The 20937-nt window shown below is 71.4% G+C and carries 15 protein-coding genes; 5 read left to right on the top strand and 10 right to left on the bottom strand.

Going from position 1 to position 20937, the window contains the following annotated elements; translation table 11 throughout:
• Window positions 1-81 precede the first annotated feature (81 nt).
• A complete protein-coding gene (locus F0Q34_RS02265; protein ID WP_149810493.1) occupies window positions 82-1245 on the bottom strand; it encodes a pyridoxal phosphate-dependent aminotransferase in 1164 nt (387 codons plus the stop codon).
• A gap of 28 nt (window positions 1246-1273) precedes the next feature.
• A complete protein-coding gene (locus tag F0Q34_RS02260) occupies window positions 1274-2746 on the bottom strand; it encodes a gamma-glutamyltransferase (RefSeq protein WP_149810492.1) in 1473 nt (490 codons plus the stop codon).
• 250 nt (window positions 2747-2996) lie between these two features.
• On the opposite strand from F0Q34_RS02260, the gene F0Q34_RS02255 reads away from it, so the two are divergent.
• Complete coding sequence (locus F0Q34_RS02255; protein WP_241665271.1) at window positions 2997-3779, top strand: DsbA family protein; 783 nt, start codon at window positions 2997-2999, stop codon at window positions 3777-3779.
• Window positions 3780-3900: 121 nt separating this feature from the next.
• A complete protein-coding gene (locus F0Q34_RS02250; protein WP_149810491.1) occupies window positions 3901-4866 on the top strand; it encodes a M14 family metallopeptidase in 966 nt (321 codons plus the stop codon).
• A 22-nt stretch (window positions 4867-4888) separates the two neighbouring features.
• Here the strand turns inward: F0Q34_RS02250 and F0Q34_RS02245 are convergent, their stop codons facing one another.
• From F0Q34_RS02245 to F0Q34_RS02235, 3 genes are all read right to left on the bottom strand, one after another.
• Window positions 4889-5653, bottom strand: a complete 765-nt coding sequence (locus tag F0Q34_RS02245; RefSeq protein ID WP_149810490.1) for a competence/damage-inducible protein A — start codon at window positions 5651-5653, stop codon at window positions 4889-4891.
• Window positions 5654-5737: 84 nt separating this feature from the next.
• Window positions 5738-6745 carry a bifunctional GNAT family N-acetyltransferase/(deoxy)nucleoside triphosphate pyrophosphohydrolase gene (locus F0Q34_RS02240; protein ID WP_149810489.1) on the bottom strand — a complete coding sequence of 336 codons (1008 nt, stop codon included), beginning with the start codon at window positions 6743-6745 and terminating at the stop codon, window positions 5738-5740.
• Between the two features lie 79 nt (window positions 6746-6824).
• Entirely contained in the window at window positions 6825-10013 is a 3189-nt protein-coding gene (locus F0Q34_RS02235) for a ribonuclease E/G (protein WP_149810488.1), read from the bottom strand.
• A gap of 749 nt (window positions 10014-10762) precedes the next feature.
• Here F0Q34_RS02235 and F0Q34_RS02230 point away from each other — a divergent pair.
• The gene (locus tag F0Q34_RS02230) at window positions 10763-11953 is read left to right on the top strand and encodes an N-acetylmuramoyl-L-alanine amidase family protein (protein ID WP_241665270.1); all 1191 of its coding nucleotides are present in this window, start codon (window positions 10763-10765) and stop codon (window positions 11951-11953) included.
• Between the two features lie 56 nt (window positions 11954-12009).
• On the opposite strand, the gene secA is transcribed toward F0Q34_RS02230, so the two are convergent.
• Window positions 12010-14757 (bottom strand): preprotein translocase subunit SecA, encoded by a 2748-nt coding sequence (gene secA, locus F0Q34_RS02225; protein ID WP_149810487.1) that lies wholly within the window; start codon window positions 14755-14757, stop codon window positions 12010-12012.
• A 230-nt stretch (window positions 14758-14987) separates the two neighbouring features.
• Window positions 14988-15992 (bottom strand): ATP-grasp domain-containing protein, encoded by a 1005-nt coding sequence (locus F0Q34_RS02220; protein ID WP_149810486.1) that lies wholly within the window; start codon window positions 15990-15992, stop codon window positions 14988-14990.
• Between the two features lie 177 nt (window positions 15993-16169).
• On the opposite strand from F0Q34_RS02220, the gene F0Q34_RS02215 reads away from it, so the two are divergent.
• Together F0Q34_RS02215 and argJ are read left to right on the top strand one after the other, a co-directional pair.
• Window positions 16170-17099, top strand: coding sequence for a peptidylprolyl isomerase (locus F0Q34_RS02215; RefSeq protein ID WP_149810485.1), 930 nt, complete (start codon window positions 16170-16172; stop codon window positions 17097-17099).
• Between the two features lie 89 nt (window positions 17100-17188).
• Window positions 17189-18424 carry a bifunctional glutamate N-acetyltransferase/amino-acid acetyltransferase ArgJ gene (gene argJ / locus F0Q34_RS02210; protein ID WP_149810484.1) on the top strand — a complete coding sequence of 412 codons (1236 nt, stop codon included), beginning with the start codon at window positions 17189-17191 and terminating at the stop codon, window positions 18422-18424.
• A gap of 109 nt (window positions 18425-18533) precedes the next feature.
• On the opposite strand, the gene F0Q34_RS02205 is transcribed toward argJ, so the two are convergent.
• The 3 genes from F0Q34_RS02205 to F0Q34_RS02195 form a co-directional block, all read right to left on the bottom strand.
• Window positions 18534-19490, bottom strand: coding sequence for an acetyl-CoA carboxylase carboxyltransferase subunit alpha (locus F0Q34_RS02205; RefSeq protein WP_149810483.1), 957 nt, complete (start codon window positions 19488-19490; stop codon window positions 18534-18536).
• Window positions 19491-19592: 102 nt separating this feature from the next.
• Window positions 19593-19988 (bottom strand): GFA family protein, encoded by a 396-nt coding sequence (locus F0Q34_RS02200; protein ID WP_149810482.1) that lies wholly within the window; start codon window positions 19986-19988, stop codon window positions 19593-19595.
• A gap of 59 nt (window positions 19989-20047) precedes the next feature.
• Window positions 20048-20923 carry a site-specific tyrosine recombinase XerD gene (locus F0Q34_RS02195; RefSeq protein WP_149810481.1) on the bottom strand — a complete coding sequence of 292 codons (876 nt, stop codon included), beginning with the start codon at window positions 20921-20923 and terminating at the stop codon, window positions 20048-20050.
• Window positions 20924-20937: the final 14 nt, after the last annotated feature.

Here is a 20937-nt window from a genome sequence, read left to right as displayed (position 1 = left end):
CCCAGCGGCGCCGAGGTTGCGGCGCCTGGGTTGCGGCGCTCGCCGAAGCGACTCAACCGGCAGTGGCCGTGATGATCCGCCTCAGCGCCCCAGCCAGCGGCGGAGGCGATCCGGCGCCTCGGCCATGGAAGCCTCGGCGCCGCAATAGGACAGGCGCAGGAAGCGGCGGCCCCGCTCGCGGTCGAAATCGACGCCAGGGGTCGCGGCGATGCCGGCCTCGGCCAGCATGCGGGCCGCGAAATCGACGCTGTCATTGGTCAGCGCCGAAACATCCGCCCAAAGGTAGAAGGCGCCATCCGCCGCCGCCAGCCGGTCCAGCCCCGCCGCCGGCAGGCCCGCCAGAAGCAGGTCGCGGTTGCGGGCATAGGCGGCTTTGTTGGCCTCCAGTTCATCGGTGCAGTCGAAGGCGGCCTCCGCCGCCACCTGCGCCACATGCGGGGCGGAGATGAACAGGTTCTGCGCCAGGCATTCCACGGGGCGCAGCAGGTCCTCCGGCAGCACCAGCCAGCCGATGCGCCAGCCGGTCATGGAGAAATATTTGGAGAAGCTGTTCACCACCACGGCGCTGTCGCTGAACGCCGCCGCCGTGCTTTCGGCCATGCCATAGGACAGGCCGTGATAGATCTCGTCCGAGATCAGCCGCACGCCGTTGGCGTGGCACCAGGCGGCGATGGCGGCAAGCTCCTCCGGCGACAGCATGGTGCCGGCGGGATTGCAGGGGGAAGCGATGATCAGCCCGTCCGGCAGCGGGTCCAGCCTTTCCAGCATGGCCAGGGTCGGCTGGAACCGGGTGGAGGCATCGCAGGGCAGCAGCACCGGATGCATGCCGAGGCCGGTCAGGATGTTGGCATAGGGCGGGTAGAAGGGCGCCGCCATGGCGATCCGGTCGCCGGGGTCGAAGGCCGCCAGGAAGGCCAGCGGAAACGCGCCCGAGGCGCCCACCGTCACCGCGATCCGCCGCGCGGGAATGTCGGCGCCGTATTTCTCCGCGTAATGCCGGCTGATCCGGCTGCGCAGGGAAGCCAGCCCGAGCGCTTCCGTGTAGCCCATGGGCGCCCCCGCCTGCAGGGCACGGATGGCGGCCTCGGCCGCGCCGCGCGGGGCGCCGGTGGAAGGCTGCCCCACCTCCATGCGCAGGATGCCCGGCGACCCGGCCGGCAGCGCGGCCGCCGCGGCATTGGCGGCGGCGATCACATCCATCACCAGAAAGGCTGGGGCATTGGCGCCCCGTCCGGTCTTCAGCATGGTCGGGCCTTTCCTGCTGTTGCGCGGCCTATTGGCCGCCGCTCACCGCGAGGCCGGCGCCGCGCGGATCGGCCACCGGAACGCACTGGCTGCTTTCGCCCGGCAGGTAGCGGGCGCAGCTGATGACATTGGCGCGGCCCGGCTCGGGCACCGCTGCCACCGCCTCGGCCGGAGAGCGGCGGTTCAGCAGCACGGCGGCCATGGGCTGGGCCAGGGCGATCGGCGCCGCGGCCTGGCCAGTGCCGGTGCCGGCATAGCGGAAAGCGCGCAGATTGGTGTTGTGGGCGATGGCGGCGGCCAGCAGGGGCGGCTCCACCCGGCCCCGGTTCGGGGCGGCCGCGGGCAGGTAGCCGAGCTGCGGCAGCACCCGCCCCGTGCCGAACAGGTTGTTCAGGGTAAAGGCGCAGCTCACCGCATTGCCTTCCCGGTCGAGAATGGCGAGCGAGGTCGAGGCCGGCAGGGCCGGCACGCCGCCCGACAAGGCCGGCGCACTGGCCAGCAGCGCCTGCGGGTCGCCGCCCTGTTCCCGCCAGGCGCGGGACACGGCGAGGCCCTGCTGCGAGGCGGCATCGACGCCGGCCCCGGATTGCAGCGCCTGGAATGCCGCGGCGCCGGCCAGCCCCCCATCGGCCGGCGTCGGCAGGAAGGAAAGGGTATCGGTGCCGAGCCGCAGCTGGATGGGCTGCACCACGGCGGGCACCGCGGCGCGCAGATCCTCGACCGTCAGCGGGCCGCCGGCGCGGCGCGACACTTCCTCCACGCGGCGGGCCAGGGCGCCGACATGCATGTCGCCGACGCCGGAAATGCGCAGCGCCGCCAGGGTTCCGGCGAGATCGGCCTGCACCAGCCGTTCCCCTTCGGCAACCGGAGCGCCGGTGGCCGGGTTGGCGAAGATGGCGGCGGCGCCCGGATCGGCCAGCAGCGGCCCCGCCACGGCGGCGAGGTCCTGCGCCAGGACGCGGGAAACGGTGGTGCCGAAGCGGGCCAGTTGCTCCGCCGGGGCGATCAGCTCGTTGAAGGGCCGGCGCGGGTTGCGGGTGTGCAGGGCGAACAGGCCGCGCGCCAGCATCGGCACCGCCGCCGGCCGGTCGGCCGCGCCGGTGCCGCCATGGGCCGGCGCATTGGCGGGGAACAGCAGCGCTTCCGTGCTGTTGCGCTGGCGGTTGAAGATCAGGCATGCGCCGCCGCCGCCCAGGCCGGTGCGGGAAGGCAGCGTCACCGCCATGGCGAAGCCGCTGGCCACCGCCGCGTCCACCGCCGTGCCACCCCCCGACAGCACGTCACGTGCCACCAGCGCGGCCCGCGGCTCATCGGCCACCACCGCGCCGAAATAGCCGCGCACATGGCCGGGCGTGCCTTCCGGGGGGCCACCGCTGCCGGTCACCGCGCCGCAGCCGGCCAGCCCCAGCATCAGGGCCGTCGCGAACAGGGCGCCCGGGCGCCGGGAATGGAGGCCAGGATAGCTGGCCCGTGGGGCCCGGTTCGGCGGGAGGCTGGTCATGCTGGCCTTCTGTTCTCCGATGCGGCGGCCACGGGGCGCGCGGGCACCCTGGCGGAATGGCTGCGGCCGGACGGTTCGGCGGCCGCCGGCATCGGCCATAGACGCCTTCGGCGGCAGCGGCAACCATTGCGCGTGCCCGCCCCTCCCCAGCCGCGTCCGGGGCCCGGCGGCTTGGCGCGGCGTCCATGATGGCCCACAACCTTGCATCCGGGCAGGCGGCGCGCCTGCCGCCGCGCTGAAGGAGCCCCGCATGACCCTGACCCGCCTGGCGGCCGCCATGCCGAGCGCCCCGCGCCCCTGGTGCACGCCACTCCTGCTGGCCGCCCTCGCATTGCCGCTCGCCTCGCCGGCGATGGCCCAGCCGCTGAGCCCGCAGCAGCGGGCGGAGGTGGTGGAGGTGGTGCGGGATGCCCTGAAGCGCGACCCTACCATTCTGCGCGACGCGGTGGCCGCCATGCAGCAGGCGCAGCAGCAGGACCGGGAAAGCAGCCAGCGCAGCGCCATCGCCGCGCATCGCGCCGCCCTGCTGGAGGACCCCGCCGACCCCGTGAAGGGCAATCCGCGCGGCGACGTCACCATTGTGGAGTTCTTCGATGTCCGCTGCGGCTATTGCAAAGTGCTGCACCCGACACTGGAGTCGCTGTTGCGCGAGGATGAAGGCATCCGGCTGGTGCTGAAGGACCTGCCGGTACTCGGCGCCGCCAGCGTCACCGCCAGCCGCGCCCTGCTGGCGGCGCAGCGCCAGAACAAATACCTGCCGCTGCAGGACGCGCTGATGCGGTTGCGCGGCGAGCCCACCGAGGCGGTGCTGCAGGCCGAGGCCGCGCGCGCCGGGCTGGACTGGGCGCAGATGCAGCGGGACATGGCCGATCCGGCAACGGAGGCGAAGCTGCGATCGAACCTGGACCTGGCGCGCGCCTTGTCCATCGAGGGCACCCCCGCCCTGGTGATCGGCGGCACGCTGGTGCCGGGCGCGGTGGACCTCGCCACCCTGAAGGCGCTGGTCGCCGAGGCGCGGCGGAAGCCGGGCTGAGCCCCAGTTGCCCAACCCGTCCCCGGCGGTAGGATGTTGCGGTGGGACAAGGAGCGAGGATGCGGGCGGCGCGCGAAGACGACACACGGCACGGCACCGCAACAGCCAGGGCGGCCGCCCGGTGAGCTTCTCGGGCGTCCTGCCGCGCTTTCCCCTGGAACTGGCGCCGCCCGACCTCCGCCCCTGGCTAGGGGGCAATGTGCTGCCCGGCGCCTGGAGCTTCGAAGCCGCCGCGCCCGGGCCGCATGTCGCCCTGGTCAGCCTGGTCCATGGCAATGAATATGCCGGCGCCATCGTGCTGGCGCGCTGGCTGGAGGCTGGGCTGCGGCCCACGCGGGGGCGCCTGACGCTGGTTTTCGCCAACCCTGCCGCCTTTGCCCGGTTCGACCCGGCCGAGCCGACCCTCAGCCGCTTCATCGACGAGGACATGAACCGGGTCTGGAGCGACCGCGTGCTGAAAGGCCCGCGCCGGGGCGTCGAGCTGGAGCGGGCGCGGGAATTGTTGCCCCTGCTGGAAAGCGCCGACCTGCTGCTCGACCTGCATTCCATGCTGTGGCCATCCGATCCGCTGATCATCACCGGGCGCCCGCGGCGGGCGATGCGGCTGGCGGCGCGCCTCGGCATGCCGCCGCTGGTGGTGGCGGATGAAGGGCATGGCACCGGGATGCGGCTGATCGACCGGCCCGCCTTCAGCGAGCCGGATGGAAGCCGCACCGCGATCCTGGTGGAAGGCGGCCAGCATTGGCGCCACGCCACGCTGGACACGTTGCAGGGCTGCGCCACCGCCCTGCTGCGGGAAAGCGGCTGTTTTGATGACGCGCCGGCCAGCCCCTCCCCTCCGCCACGCCTGGCCGAGGTGACGCGCACGGTGGTCGCCGGCACCCATTGCTTCACCTTCCTGCACCCCTTTCAGGGCGGCGAGGTGATCCGGGAAGCCGGCACGCTGCTGGCGCGGGATGGCGAGTCGGAGATCCGCACGCCGCATGACGATTGCCTGCTGGTGATGCCGAGCCCGCGCACCATGCGCGGCCACACCGCCGTGCGCCTGGCCCGCTTCCTGACCCCGGACGAGGTGGCCGCCGGCTGAATGGCGGCGCGGCGGGCCGCGGCTATCCCGGCTCGCCCTGGACCGGCGTGAAGCCGAGGCTGGCGATCAGCTCCGCCATCGCCGCCGCCACGGCTTCCAGCGCCGCACGCTCGGTGCCCTTGGCCACCAGCGCCACGCCGTTCCCTTCCGGCCGGTAATAAGGATAGGAGCCGATATCCACCTCCGGATGCCGCGCCTGGATCGCGGCGAGCCCTTCGGCCAATTGCCCTTCCATCAGCCCATGGGCGTGCACGGCCAGGGACTGCACGGGCGTGCCGCCCGCCAGCTTCGGCACCAGCCCCTCGAACATCGCCTGCATGATGCGCGGCACGCCGGCCATCACATGCACATTGCCGATGATGAAGCCCGGCGCCACGGAAACCGGATTGTCGATCAGCGTGGCGCCACGCGGCATGGTGGCCATGCGCTGGCGCGCGGCATTGAACTCGGCCGGCGGGTCGCGGCGGGCGTAGCTCGCCTCCAGCAACGCCCAGGCCTCGGGGTGCGGCTCCCAGGGCAGGCCGAAGGCGGCGGCGATGCATTCGGCGGTGATGTCGTCATGCGTCGGGCCGATGCCGCCCGTGGTGAACACGTAATCGAAGCGGGCGCGGACCGCGTTCACCGTCTCGATGATGGTGTCCCGCACATCGGGAATGACGCGCACCTCGCGCAGCGGGATGCCGATCTCGCCCAGCCGGGTGGCGATGAACTTCAGGTTGGCGTCCTGGGTGCGCCCCGACAGCACCTCGTTGCCGATGATGAGCAGGCAGGCGGTCGGGTTCGGCATGGCGCGGTGATCCTCCAGGAGAGGGAGAATACTACGCCCGCCGCGCCGCAGCGGAAGTGGCCAGCAACATGGCCGGGGATGAGATCAGAGGAAATCCCGCAGCAGCGCCACCAGCGGCTTGTCCGCCGGCGGCATGGCGTAGTCCGACAGCTTGTTCGGCCGCACCCAGGCCAGGGCCTGCCCTTCCGTCGCCCGCACCGTGCCTTCCCAGCGCCGGCACAGATACAGCGGCATCAGCAGATGGAAGGCGCCGGCATCATGGCTGGCGAAGGTGAAGGGAGCGAGGCAAGCGGCCGAGACATCGATGTCCAGCTCCTCCTTCAGCTCGCGGATCAGCCCCTGTTCCGGCGTTTCGCCGGGATCGAGCTTACCGCCCGGAAACTCCCACAGCCCGGCCATCGGCTTGCCTTCCGGCCGGCGGGCCAGCAGCACGCGGCCATCGGGGTCCACCAGCGCGCAGGCGGTCACCATCAGCAACGGCTTGGCCCCAGGCGGCAGGGCGCTGGCGGTGGACACCACAGGCTCAGGCAGCGGCGGCGGCGCGGTCAGATCCTCGCGCCCGGCCTCGAAATGCAGCACCGGCAGCACGCCGCCACGGGCGCGGAACTCGGCCTCGCCACGGCCGGCCTCAACCAGCCCGACGCGGCGCAGCACGGCGGCCGAGCGTTCATTCTCCACCAGCGCCTTGGCGAAGATGCAATCCAGGTCGAGATTGGCGAGGGCCCAGCGCGACAGCCGCCCTGCGGCCTCGGTCGCCACGCCATGGCCCCAGAAGCGGCGGCCGACCCAGTAGCCCAGCTCGGCGCGGCGCGTATCCGGCACGCGGGTCAGGCCGACGCAGCCCACCAGCACCTCGGTGTCGCCATCCTGGCCAACAATCGCCAGATGCCAGGCCGTGCCCTCGGCGATCTGCTTGTGGGTCGAGGCAATCCACTCATCCGCCAGCTCGCGCGGATAAGGAAAGGGCAAGCGGGACAGGTTGCGCACCACTTCCCAGTCATTGATCAGGCGATGCAGCTCCGCGGCGTCTTCAGCCCGCAGCGGGCGCAAGGTCAGCCGTTCCGTGCGAAGCGGTTGGAAATCGATCGTCATGCCAGCAAGCACCGGGCCGTGTCGTGAAAAACCCGGCCCCGCGACGGATGCCGCGGGGCCGGAAACCATGAGGCCGGGATCAGCGCTTCCACCAACCACGCTTCTTGGGCGCATCCGGCGCGGCGTCGATCAGCACCGGCTGCACCGGCGCGGAGGCGACGGGCTCGGCCGGCGCCGCCAGGGCGGGGTCCGCCACAGGCTCCGGCGCGCCAGCCACCACCGCATCCTCCGCCACCGGCGGCGGCACGGGCGCAGCCGCGGGTTCGGGCGCCGGTTCGACTGGCGCAGCCACGGCCTCAGCGGCGGCGGCCACCGGTTCCGCGGCCTTCTTGCTGCGCGTGCGGCGCGGCTTCGGCGCGGGCGCCGGCTCCGCAGCGGCCTCCGCCTCGACTTCGGCGGGAACCGCCTCGGCCGCGGCCTTCTTGCTGCGCGTGCGGCGCGGCTTGGCTTCCGCCACGCCCTCGGCAGCGGCATCCGCCGGGGCCTCGGCCGCCTTCTTGCTGCGCGTGGCGCGGGTGCGACGCGGCTTGGCGGGCGCATCCTCGGGGGCCGCTTCTGGATCGGCTGCCGGCTGGGAAACCGCCTCGGCCGGGGCCTGGGGCGCCTCCTCCACCGGCAGTTCCGGCTGCACCGGCGTGGCCGCGACCTCGACAGCGGGCGCCATCGGATCAGCCTCGGCCGGCGTGCCGCTCACCGGCAGCACCGGCGCCACCTCGGCGCTCACGGGCGGCAGGCTGGGCGGCGTTGCAGGCGGCTGCTCCGCGGCTTCCTCGGCCGCGGCCATGGCGTCGAAGATATCCTCCAGCGTGCCGCCGAACGGATCGGCCGGGGTCGGGCCGGCATAGCGGGCGGCGGCGGGCGCCTCCACCTCGCCCTGCGCCTCGGCCTCCCAGGGGCGACGGCGATTGCCGCGGCGGCTGCGGCGGCGAAGGCCACGTTCGCCTTCCCCGCCCTCGCGGCGCTCCTCCTCCCGCGGGGAAGGCTGCGGCGAAACCGGCACGGCGTCGGTGGCCGCGGCCATGTCGGGCGCGTCCGTCTCGTCCGCTTCCTCGTCCTCGCCATTCTCGTCGCCTTCGTTGGCGGCGTCCTGCTGCGGCAGGCCGTCCTCACGGCGCCCGCCACGGCGGCGGCGGCGGCGGCGGCGGCGGCGGCCATCGCCGCGCTCATCCCCCTTGGCCTCGCCCTCGGCGGGAGGCTCGCCATTGGCGGCCGGCGCCTCGCCGCTCACCTCGGCCTCGGCCTCCAGCGGCGCTTCCGGCACGGCGACGGCGACTTCCTCCTGCTCGGCTTCCGGCGCGTAATCCATGCGCAGGGCGGCAGGGCCCGAAGGGGCTTCCACCACCGTCTGGGCCCGCAGGCGCTCGATGCGGATCGCCGGGCCCAACAGCGAATCGTCGGTGCGGAACTGCACCGCCATGTTGTAGCGGGCCTCGATCTCCGACAGGCGGTCGCGGCGGCGGTTCAGGAGGTGGATGGCCAGGTCCGGCGCGATGTGCACGCAGATCTCGGCGGCGCGGCGCTTGGCGCCCTCCTCCTCGATCTGGCGCAGCACCTGCAGGGCGGCGCTTTCCGGGCTGCGCACGATGCCGAGGCCCTGGCAATGCGCGCAGGTGATGAAGGAATGCTCGGTGAGGGAGGGGCGCAGCCGCTGGCGGCTCATCTCCAGCAGGCCGAAATGGCTGATGCGGCCGACCTGGATGCGGGCGCGGTCGTGCTTCAGCGCTTCCTTCAGCCGGCGCTCCACCTGGGCATCGTGGCGCGACGACTCCATGTCGATGAAGTCGATCACGATCAGGCCGGCGAGATCGCGCAGGCGCAGCTGGCGCGCCACCTCGTCGGCGGCCTCCAGATTGGTGCGCAGCGCGGTGTCCTCGATGTGGCGGTCACGCGTGGCGCGGCCCGAGTTCACGTCGATGGCGACCAGCGCCTCGGTCTGGTTGATGACGAGGTAGCCGCCCGACTTCAGCTGCACCGTGGGCGACATCATGGCGTCGAGCTGGCTGTCCACGCCATGGCGGGCGAACAGCGGCACGCTCGCGTCGCGATACAGGCGGATCTTGCGCTCGTTCTGCGGCATCAGCATCCGCATGAAGTCGCGCGCCTGGCGGAAGGCGTCCTCGCCCTCGATCTGGATGTCCTCGATGCCGGAGCCGAACACGTCCCGGATCGAGCGCTTGATGAGGTCCGCCTCCTCATAGATCAGGGCGGGGGCGGTGGATTGCAGCGTGCGCTCGCGGATGTCGTCCCAGAGCTGCAGCAGGTATTCGCAATCGCGCCGGATCTCGGGCTTCGGGCGGCCTGCGCCGGCGGTGCGGACGATCATGCTCATGCCACGCGGCATGCGCAGGTCCTGGATCACCTCGCGCAGGCGCTTGCGGTCGGCGACGGAGGTGATCTTGCGGGAGATGCCGCCGCCCTTGGGCGAGTTCGGCATCAGCACGGAGAAGCGGCCGGCGAGGCTGATATAGGTGGTCAGCGCAGCGCCCTTGTTGCCGCGCTCCTCCTTCACGACCTGCACCAGCATGATCTGCCGGCGGCGGATCACTTCCTGGATCTTGTAGTGGCGCAGGAAGCGCGGAGGGATGCGGCGCTCGGCGCGGTCGTCGGAGTCGCCGTTCTCGGAGCGGCCGCGGCCACCGATCGTCTCGGGCGGCGGGCCTTCCTCCTCATCCTCGTCATCGCCATTCGGCGGCAGGTCGGAGCCGCCCAGCTCCTCGGGCGTGGCCGAGCGGCTTTCATCCGCCGCCGCCATGGGCTGCGAGCGCGGCGTCACCTGGTCGGGATCGACGCTGCGGGGATGCTCGGGCTCGTGGGACTCGCTGAAGGTGGAAGGCGGGCCGGCTTCGGCCGGGGCCCCGGACGCTGCCTCGGGCTGCGGCGCGGCGGCGCGGGGGTCCGCATCGGCGAAACGCTCGATGGCCTCGGCCATCGCCTCGGCCTCGGCGTCGCTGACCTCGTCCTCGTCCTCGTCCTCGTCGGCCTCCTGGGCCTGAAGGGCGAGCAGCTTCTCGCGGTCGGCGACGGGGATCTGGTAGTAATCGGGGTGGATCTCGCCAAAGGCGAGGAAGCCGTGGCGGTTGCCGCCATATTCAACAAACGCGGCCTGCAGGCTGGGCTCGACCCGGACCACCTTGGCCAGATAGATGTTGCCCTTCAGCGGCTTCTTGTTCTCGGTTTCGACGTCGAATTCTTCGAGCCGGTTGCCGTCCAGCACCACCACGCGGGTTTCCTCGCTGTGGGATGCATCGATCAGCATGCGCTTGGTCATGAACCGGGATGCTCCAGGCCACGGGCGCGGTCGCGCTTCCTGTGGCGGTCATGGTTGGGGAGGCCCGAGGCAGCGGGGTCGCGCAGGCGGCGTGGCGGATGGCATGCCATGCGGCTCTGGTTCCGACCTTCTCATCTCGGCGGGCCCTGCCCGGGGGATCACCCAGGGTCGGAGAGCCCGAAGTTGGGCGCGCCGCGCGCAGGCCCCGGAAACCTGCCCGGCATCGCATGCGCGACGCGGAACGAACAGGAACGGGCCAGCGGCAGGCACGGGTCCGGGGCGGCGGACAAGGTCCGCGCCACCATCCGCGCCATGAGATCCAGACCGGCGGAGCAGGCATCGGAACCCTGGCGAAGCCGGGAGCGGCCCCGATCCATGAGGCGGCATCCCATTGCCAGTTTTCCGGGCCGCACCGTGCCGCGGCCCGCCAGGGATCTGGCAAGGCCGAACAGGCCGGGCGGCCGCGCCCGGAATCTCCACCAGCGGGTTCGCCGCCGGGGCAAGGCACCATAAGCGCCCCCCTGCCCTTCCACAAGCGATTGCTGTGCTCAGTCGTTACATGAAGTAATGCCGTGATCCGACGGCAAAGCCATGATAGAGCCGGGTTTTCGCACCCATGGACCGGCCCTGAAGGCTGGTGGGCACGCGTTTTGTCGTGCAATCATGGGTTGACGATCATTGCGGCGCCGCCAGGCCAGGGGGGGAAACTGCCCATCGGCGCCGCGGATGCGTTTGGGGGATGCCGCACCATGTCCGATCCGTCCGGGCCCGCTTCGCCCGGCCCGATGCCGGCCCGCCGCCAGCTGCTGCGCGCCGGCCTCGGCCTGGCTGCCACCTTGTCATTCATCGCCGGCGCCGAAGCCGCGGTCACCAGCGCGCGCCTGGTCCGTGACGGCCGCGCCGCGCGGCTGAGCCTGGCGCTGGGCCAGGGTGCGGAATGGCGGCTTTCCGCCCTGCTGCGCCCGGCGCGGCTGCTGCTCAGCCTGCCTGGCAACACGTGGCGCGCCGCCACGCGGCTGTCCGGCGCCGGGCCGGTGGCCGGGGCGCGCTGGGATGGCCGCCAGCTGGTCATCGACCTGACCGGCGCGGTGGATGTGCGCGCCAGCAGCCAGGGCGGCACGCTGGTGCTGGAGATCGCGCCGGGCGGCATGTCCGGCTATGCCAACCTGGCGCGGTCGGGGCTGTCGGGCCGCGTCGGCGGCGCCACCGCCGCCGGCAGGCCGGCCGCCGCATCCGCGCCGGGGAACCGCCCCCTGGTGGTGCTGGACCCCGGCCATGGCGGCAAGGACCCCGGCACCATCGGCGTGCGCGGCACCCAGGAAAAGCGCATCACCCTGGCCGCCGCGACCGAGCTGAAGCGGCAGCTGGAGGCCGGCGGGCGCTGCCGCGTCATGCTGACCCGCTCCCGCGACGTGTTCATTCCGCTGGATGGCCGGGTGGAGTTCGCCCGCAAGCGCGGCGCCACGCTGTTCATCTCGCTGCATGCCGATTCCGCGCCGGGGGCGCGCGGGGCCAGCGTCTACACCTTGTCCGACCGCGCCTCGGACGCGCTGTCGGCCAGGCTGGCGCAAACCCAGAACAACGCCGACGCGGCGGGCGGGCTGAAGCTGCCGCCGGTTTCGCCCGAGGTGGAACGCATCCTGTTCTCGCTGGTGCGGCAGGAAACCAAGATCGGCTCCGCCCGGCTGGCGCAGTTCGCGGTGGATTCCCTGGGGCGCAGCGTCACCTTGCTGCCCAACACCCACCGGCAGGCCGCCTTCGCCGTGCTGAAGGCACCGGAAATCCCGTCCGTGCTGGTGGAGATGGGCTTTCTGAGCGACCGGCGGGACGAGGCATCGCTGAACCGGGCCGCCTACCGCGCCCAGCTTTGCCGGGCGCTCACCAGCGCCGTGAATGGCTGGCTGGAACGGCACGAAGCCGGCATGGCGTCGGCCGGGTAAGGAAAAACCCGGGGGCGGCGCGCCCCCGGCTGCCGGCCTTCCGCGTGGCGGGCGTCTCAGACGTCCCGGCCGTGGCAGTGCTTGTACTTCTTGCCCGAGCCGCAGGGGCAGGCGGCGTTGCGCGGCGTGCGGTGCCAGGTGGAAGGGTCCTGCGCGTCCACGCCATCCACCGGGCGCGCCAGCGCCGGAGCGAAGGCGCCGCCGGCCGGGGCGTGGTCCCAACCGCCGCCGCCCGGACCAGGCTCGGTCAGCCCGCCATCCGGGTCGGGATGGCGCATGTCGGACACCATCACCGGCTCGGGCAGCGGCGGCGGCGAGTTCGGCGCCAGCTCGATGCGCAGCAGCAGGGAGGTCACGCGTTCCCGCAGCTCGTCCAGCATGGTGTTGAACAGGTTGAAGGCTTCGCTCTTGTATTCGTTCAGCGGGTCGCGCTGGCCATAGGCGCGCAGGCCGATACCCTGGCGCAGATGGTCGAGCGCCAGCAGGTGCTCCTTCCACACCGCGTCGAACACCTGCAACAGCACGCTTTTCTCGATCATGCGCATGAATTCGGGGCCGATATTGGCGGCGCGCGAGGCGGCCGCCTGTTCCGCCGCCCGCTCGATGCGCTCGCGCACCTGCACCTCGTCGATGCCTTCCTCGCGCGCCCAGTCCTGCACCGGCAGGTCAAGGCCGAACTGCTCGCGCACCGCGTTCTCCAGCCCGGCGGTGTCCCACTGTTCGGGATAGGCATTCTCGGGAATGGCGCGGGCCACCATGGACTGGATGGTTTCGCGCCGCATCTCCTCGACCGTCTCGGACACGTCGGCCGCGGTCATGAAGGTCCGGCGCTGGGCATACACCTCCTTGCGCTGGTCGTTCATGACGTCGTCATATTTCAGCAGGTTCTTGCGCGTGTCGAAGTTGCGCGCCTCGACCTTCTTCTGCGCCTTCTCCAGCGCCCGGTTGATCCAGGGGTGGATGATGGCCTCGCCTTCCTTGAGGCCGAGCTTCTCCAGCATGCCGCCCATCCGGTCGGAGCCGAAGATGCGCATCAGGTCGTCTTCCAGGCTCAGGAAGAAGCGCGAGGCGCCCGGATCGCCCTGCCGGCCGGAGCGGCCGCGCAACTGGTTATCGATGCGCCGCGATTCATGCCGCTCCGTGCCGATGACGAACAGGCCACCGGCCTGCTTCACCACCTGCTCGTCGCGCCGCACCTCCTCGCGGAAGCGCTCCAGCGCGGTCTCGTATTCCGGACCCTCATGCGCCCCGCCGACGCTCTGCTGCGCCAGCATCTCGGCATTGCCGCCGAGTTTGATGTCGGTGCCGCGGCCGGCCATGTTGGTGGCGATGGTGACGGCGCCAGGGCGCCCGGCCTGGGCGATGATGCCCGCTTCCTGCTCGTGGTAGCGCGCGTTCAGCACCTTGTGCGGCACGCCCTCCTTTTGCAGCAGGGAGCTGATCAGCTCCGACTTCTCGATCGAGGTGGTGCCGACCAGCACCGGCTGGCTGCGCGCCTGCGCCTCCTTCACCAGCGCGGCGACGGCGGCGTATTTCTCCATCGCGGAGCGGTACACCTCGTCATCGCTGTCCTGGCGGATCACCGGCACGTTGGTCGGGATCTCCACCACTTCCAGCTTGTAGATCTCGGCGAACTCATCCGCCTCGGTCGCGGCGGTGCCGGTCATGCCGGCCAGCTTCGGGTAGAGGCGGAAATAGTTCTGGAAGGTGATGGAGGCGAGCGTCTGGTTCTCCGGCTGGATCTCCACATGCTCCTTGGCTTCCAGCGCCTGGTGCAGCCCTTCCGAGTAGCGGCGGCCTTCCATCATGCGGCCGGTGAACTCATCGATGATGATGAGCTTGCCTTCGCGGTTGACGATGTAGTCAACGTCGCGCGCGAACAGCGTGTGGGCGCGCAGGCTCTGGTTGACGTGGTGCACCAGCGTCACGTTGTGGAAGTCGTAAAGGTTGCCTTCCTTCAGCAGCCCCGCCTGCTGCAGCATCTGCTCAACCGTCGCCGTGCCGCTTTCGGTCAGCGAGGCGGTGCGCTGCTTCTCGTCCTTGTCGTAGGTGGACTTGTCGCGCACCAGTTCGGCCACCACGGAATCCACCTGACGGTACAGGTCGGAGCTGTCCTCGGCGGGGCCGGAGATGATCAGCGGCGTGCGCGCCTCATCCACCAGGATGCTGTCCACCTCGTCGACGATGGCGAAGTTGAAGGGCCGCTGGACCATCTCGTCCAGCCGGTACTTCATGTTGTCGCGCAGGTAGTCGAAGCCGAACTCGTTGTTGGTGCCGTAGGTGATGTCGCAGGCATAGGCGTCGCGGCGCTCGGTGTCGGTCAGGCCATGGACGATGACGCCGCAGGACAGGCCCAGGAAGTTGTACAGCCGCCCCATCTGCTCGCTGTCGCGGGTGGCCAGGTAGTCGTTCACCGTGACCACATGGACGCCCTTGCCGGACAGGGCGTTGAGATAGACCGCCAGCGTCGCCACCAGGGTCTTGCCCTCGCCGGTCTTCATCTCGGCGATGCGCCCCGAATGCAGCACCTGGCCGCCGATCATCTGCACGTCGAAATGCCGCATGCCGAGCACGCGCTTCGAGGCTTCCCGCGCCGTGGCGAAGGCTTCCGGCAGCAGGTCGTCCAGGCTTTCGCCGGCCTCCAGCCGGGCGCGCAGCTTGGGGGTCTGCGCCTGCAGATCGGCATCCGACAGGGCGGCGAGCCCTTCCTCGAAGCCGGCGATCGCCGGCAGCCGGGCGCGGAACTGCTTCAGCATGCGGTCATTGGCGGAGCCGAAGACGGCGCGGGCGAGGCGGGCGAACATGGGGCTGGAACGATCTCCGAAGGCCGCCCCGCCCCGCCAGACCTGCCGAATCGCCCGGAAGGGCGGAGGGCGAAGCCTGTGCGCGGCACGCCGGGTCATGCAAGATTGGCCACGGCAGGCGGCAGGATGCTTTGGCCGCAACAGATAGGCGCCGACCGGGCCAGGGTCAACGAAACCGGGGCTCAACGCCTGGAAGAAAAAGGGGGCGTTGCCACCGCCCCCCTTGCGGCTCAGGCCGCCAGGCGCGCTGCGCGGCCCAGTTCCTCGGCCAGATAGGCCGCCAGGGCGCCGGGGCCGGAGCGCACCGTGCCGGCCAGGCCCGCGGCCTCCTCCGCCCCCGCATTGTAGTTGGTGTTGGTATTCACGTCATAGACCAGGGGATTGCCGTTGGCGTCGCGGATGAACTCCACCCCCGCCACATCCACCCCGGCGGTGGCCAGGAACGCTTCCAGCCGGCCGCGCAGCGGGGCCTCGATCCCCTCGGGGATGATGGAGAAGCGCGGCGCCGGAGCCGGCGGCTGCTCGCCCGCCTGTTCTCCCACCTGCTCTCCCACGGGGCAGAAGGCATCGCCCACGGCGCAAACATCGGCCGGGCACAGCTCGAAGCCGGCGGTGGTGTCCACCTCCACGGCATACACGAAGCGGCCGCCGACGAATTCGGCGCGGGTGATCACCGGGCGTGGCGCCCGCACATAGTCCTGCAGCAGCCAGATGCCGTCCACCGGCGCCTCATCGGCCGGGGCGCTGTCGAAATAGGCCGCCAGCGCCTCCGTCGAGGGGAACAGCCGCACGCCCAGCCCCTTGCCGCCGCGGTTCGGCTTCAGGATCACCGGGCCGGGGGCGAAATGCCGCCGCGCCGCCTCCACCACCGCAGCCGGCTCGTCCTGCACCATAACCGTGCGCGGCACCGGCAGGCCGACGGCCTCCAGCGCGGCATATTGCCGCACCTTGGAGATTTCCAGGTCCAGGGCGCGCGGGCCGTTCACCACGCGGCGGCCATGCCGGGTCAGCCAGGCCAGCACGCCCGCCGTCAGTTCCGCCGAATAGCGGTGGCCACGGGTGTGGGAGGACGCGCTCATGCGGTTGTAGAACACGCCCTGCGGCGGCACGGAGGCCAAGTCGAAGGTGCCGCGCGACAGGTCCAGCTCCGCCCAGGGCAGGCCGGCGCGGTCGAAAGCCTCGGCCAGAGGCGGCAGCCAAGCCGGATTCTCGTGAATAACGTGGATCTTGGACATGTCGGAAGCATTCCTGACGGTGATTTAGGCGTTATGGCTATTCATTGTCGTTGATAAGGGTGAACCCCGCCTCCTTCAAGCGGCCAGCCTGTCACCTTTCGGTACGGACAGCCGGTTGCGGCAGCTTTCCGGCCCGGCCATCTTGCAGGCGGTCCCTGTGAAGGCATATGCCGCCCCATGCGTTCGACCCGACTTTCCCTTTCCGCCCTGGTGCTGCCGTTCCTGATGGGCGCGGCGCCCGTTCTGGCCCAGGCGCCGGCTCCGACCTCGCCGGGCGTCCCGACGCCGGCGCCCGCCCCGGCCGCCGCGAATCCGGCGCCCGCCGAGAACCCCGTGGTGGCGCGGGTGAATGGCGAGGAAATCCGCCTGGCCGATGTGCAGGCCGCCGTGCAAAGCCTGCCGCCCGAATTGCGCGGCGCACCGGGCCCCATGCTGTTCCCCCTGGTGGTGGACCAGCTGGTGGCCCAGAAGGCGATCGTGTCCGCCGCCCGCGCCGAGAAGCTGGACCAGGACCCGGTGGTGAAGGAGGCCATGCGCCGGGCCGAGGAGGAGCAGTTGCAGCAGGCCCTGCTGCGCCGCGCCGTGGCCCCGGCCCTGACGGATGAAGCGTTGCGCAAGCGCTACGACACCGAGATCGCCGGCAAGCCGGGCGAGGAAGAGGTGCATGCCCGCCACATCCTGGTGAAGACCGAGGAGGAGGCGCGCGCCGCCCTGGCCGAGGCCCGCAAGCCGAAGGCCGACTTCGCCGCCATCGCCAAGCAGCGCTCCACCGGCCCCGGCACGGAACAGGGCGGCGATCTGGGCTTCTTCAAGCGCGGCGACATGGTCCCTGAATTCGCCGAGGCGGCCTTCGCGCTGAAGGCGGGCGAGATCAGCGCGGCACCGGTGAAGACCGCCTTCGGCTGGCATGTCATCAAGGTGGAGGAGCGCCGCAGCGCGCCCGTTCCCACCTTCGAGGAAGCGCAAGGCCAGCTCCGGCAGGCCGCCTTCGAGGAAGCGGTGAACGAGGCGGTGGAGAAGTACCAGGCCACCGCCAGGATCGAGCGCTTCAACATGGACGGCTCCCCGCGCGAGGCGGAGCCCGCCGCCCCCGCCACCCGCCCCTGACCGAAAGGTGGGGGCGGGCGCCGAGCCCCCTCCCCACCTTTCCCGCTTTGCGGTATCGCTGCGGCGCTCAAGCCCAGAGGATGCCGTTGATGGCCAAGGACCTGCCTGTCTCTCCCCTCGCCCAGGAGCTTCCGGCGCTGCCGGCGGTCGCCGGGGTGGCGCTCGGCGTGGCGGCGGCGGGCATCCGATACAAGGGCCGCAACGACCTGACCCTGATGGAGTTCGCGCCCGGCACCACGGTGGCCGGCGTGTTCACGCGCAACAAGTGCCCCGGCGCGCCGGTGGATTGGTGCCGCGCCGCGCTGAAATCCGGCCGCGCCCGCGCCCTGGTGGTGAATGCCGGCAACGCCAACGTGTTCACCGGCAAGCCGGGACGGGACGCGGTGAAGGCCACCGCCGATGCCGCCGCCGCCCTGGTCGGCTGCAAGCCCAGGGAAGTGTTCCTGGCCTCCACCGGCGTGATCGGCGAAACCCTGCCGCATGAGAAGCTGACGGCCGCCCTGCCCGCGCTGCATGGCAAGCTGTCGGCGGAAGGCTGGGCCGAGGCCGCGCGTGGCATCATGACCACCGACACCTTCCCCAAGGGCTGCGTCCGCACCGCGGTGATCGGTGACGCGGAGGTGACCATCGCCGGCATCGCCAAGGGCAGCGGCATGGTGGCGCCGGACATGGCGACGATGCTCTGCTTCATCGCCACCGATGCCAAGATCCCGGCAGCCGCCCTCCAGGCCATGCTGAAGAAGGGCGTGGATGCCAGCTTCAACCGCACCACGGTGGATTCGGACACCTCCACCAGCGACACCGTGCTGGTCTTCGCCACCGGCCAGGCGAAGCACCCGCGCGTCCCGGCGGAAGGCGGCCCGATGCTGAAGGACTTCCAGCGCGCGCTGAACGAGCTGTTGCTCGACCTCGCCCTGCAGGTGGTGCGCGATGGCGAGGGCGCGCAGAAGCTGGTGCGCATCGACGTGACCGGCGCCACCACGGCCCGCTCGGCGCAGAAGATCGCCATGGCCATCGCGAATTCGCCCCTGGTCAAGACTGCCATCGCCGGCGAGGACGCGAACTGGGGCCGCATCGTCATGGCCGTCGGCAAGGCGGGCGAGCCGGCGGACCGCGACAGGCTGTCCGTCGCGGTGGGCGGCACCTGGATGGCGAAGGATGGCGGGGTGGTCCCCGGCTATGACGAAGGGCCGGTGGTGGCGCACATGAAGGGGCGCGAGATCGAGATCGCGGTGGATATCGGCCTCGGCCGCGGCAAGGCCACCGCCTGGACCTGCGATCTCACCCACGGCTACATCGACATCAACGGCTCCTACCGGAGCTGAACGGAACACCACGCCGCGGATGCGCGGCGCGGGCCAAGGTTCCGACCTGGTCCGACTCCACCACGCGGGATGACGGCGGCAGAGCCCGGCAGCGTTCGTCCCGCCGCGTTCACACCACGCCGGAGCGGCCCATCTCCAGGAACTTCTCGCGGCGATGCGCCTTCAGCGTGCCGCCATCGAGCGCCAGCAGCGGCTCCAGCGAGGCCCAGACCTTGTCGCCCACCGCCTTGACCGTGGCGGCCGGGTCCCGGTGCGCGCCGCCCAGCGGCTCCGGCACCACGCCATCGACCAGCGACAGGCGGGACAGGTCCTGCGCCGTCAATTTCAGCGCGTCGGCCGCCGTGGGCGCCTGCGCGGCGTCGCGCCACAGGATGGAGGCGCAGCCCTCGGGGCTGATCACCGAATAGATCGAGTGTTCCAGCATCAGCACCCGGTCGGCGGCGGCCAGCGCGATGGCGCCGCCCGATCCGCCCTCTCCGATGATGGTGGCGACAAAGGGCACCGGCACGTCGAGGCAGGCTTCGATGGACCGGGCGATGGCCTCGGCCTGGCCGCGCGCCTCGGCCTCGACGCCGGGAAAGGCGCCGGCGGTGTCCACGAAGGACAGGATCGGCAGCCCGAAGCGGCCGGCCAGCTCGATCAGGCGGCGCGCCTTGCGGTAGCCTTCCGGCTTGGCGGAACCGAAATTATGCTTGATGCGGCTGTCGGTGTCGGTGCCCTTCTCGGTGCCCAGCACCATCACGGCCTGGCCGCGGAACCGGCCCATGCCGCCCACCACTGCCGCGTCATCGGCGAAGGCGCGGTCGCCGGCCAGGGGGATGAACCCCTCGATCAGCTCCTCCACATAGGTGAGGCATTTGGGCCGGTCGGGATGGCGGGCCACCTGGGTCTTCTGCCAGGGCGTCAGCTTGGCATAGGTCGCCTGCAGCAGCTTCTCGGCCTTGTCGGACAGCTTGCCCACTTCCTCGGCGACGTCGATGCCGCCGGCGTCGGTGGTGCGGCGCAGCTCCTCGATCTTGCCTTCCAGTTCGGCAAGCGGCTTTTCGAAATCCAGGAAGTGGCGCATCGCGATCCCGTCTTTGGCGGCACCCGGTCGCAGCCTGGGCGCGGAAAGCGCGTGGCCTAGCGCAGGCGCGGCGTCAAGACCAGGGGGGCCGCGGCCCCCGCCTCAGCCAGGATAGCGCTGAAAGGCCGGCAGATCGTCCAGCCCGTCCATCCAGGGCAGGCGCTCCGCGACCTGGATCTGCGCGCCGGGCTTCAGGGCGGCGGGGTCGTCCAGCGTGCCGGACTGCACATCGACCATGCCGGGCAGCGTCGCCTCGTTCACGTAGAACAGGCCGGTGCCGCAATCGGCGCAAAAGGACCGCCTGCCATGCTCGGAGGAGCGGTACACCCTGGCCGTGCCGGTCACCTTCAGGTGCCGCGCCGGCACCATCGCCCAGCCCACCATCGGCGCCCCCGCATGGCGCCGGCAATCGCCGCAATGGCAGAGGGCGTGGTGCAGCACCTCCGCTTCCGGCATCTCGTACTGGATGGCGCCGCAATGGCAACGTCCGGTGAGCATGATGCGCGATCTCCGCTGGTGGCAGCCCGGCCCATCCTGTCACGGGCCGGCGGGGATTGTCATGCCAGCGGGTGATGCGTTTCCACCAGCTCGCGCAGCCTTTCCTCCAGCACGCGGGTATAGATCTGCGTGGTGGCAATGTCGGCATGGCCCAGCAGCATCTGCAGCGCGCGCAGATCGGCGCCGCCTTCAAGGAGGTGGCTGGCAAAGGAATGGCGCAGCACATGCGGGCTGACCCGCGCGGGGTCGATGCCCGCCTCCAGCGCCGCCTGCTTCACCAGCAGCACCAGGCTTTGCCGCGTCAGATGGCCGGAAGCGCCATAGGAAGGGAACAGCCAGCGGGTCGGCTTCTTCGGGTCCCGCAAGGCCAGCACCGCGGCACGGGCCCGGCCGGAAATCGGCACCAGCCGGTCCTTGTTGCCCTTTCCCCGCACCATCACCAGCGCCTCGTCCTGCGCCAGCGCGTTGGCCGGCAGCTCCACCAGCTCGGAAGCGCGCAGGCCGGAGCAATAAAGCAGCTCCAGCACCGCCGCCGTCAGCGGGCCGCGCCGGCCCGGCAGCCGCGCCGCCGCTTCCAGCAGCGCCGTCACCTCGGCGGTGCGCAATGCCTTGGGCAGCGACTTGCCCTGGCGGGGGCTGTCCAGCAACTCGGTCGGGTCATCCGGGCGCACGCCTTCCCGCGCCAGGAAGCGGAAGAATTGCCGCATGGCCGAAAGGCGCCGCGCCGCGGTGCGGGCGGAAAGCCCTTCCTCCGCCAGCCGGGCCAGATAGGCGCGCAGCGAATCGGCCGAGGCCGCGGCCAGGCCGCGCGGCTCCCGCTCGCGCAGGAACGCCGCCAGGTCGCCGAGATCGGCGGCATAGGCGGCCAGCGTGTTGCGGGCGGCGCCACGCTCGGCGGCCAGCATTTCCAGAAATGCCTCAAGGTGGCGGTCCATGCCGCTGGCCCTTC

This window comes from Teichococcus oryzae (assembly GCF_008386565.1).
GTDB lineage: Bacteria > Pseudomonadota > Alphaproteobacteria > Acetobacterales > Acetobacteraceae > Pseudoroseomonas > Pseudoroseomonas oryzae.
The sequence above is the reverse complement of the archived record's forward strand: the minus strand, read 5'-3'. Positions and strand labels throughout refer to the sequence as shown.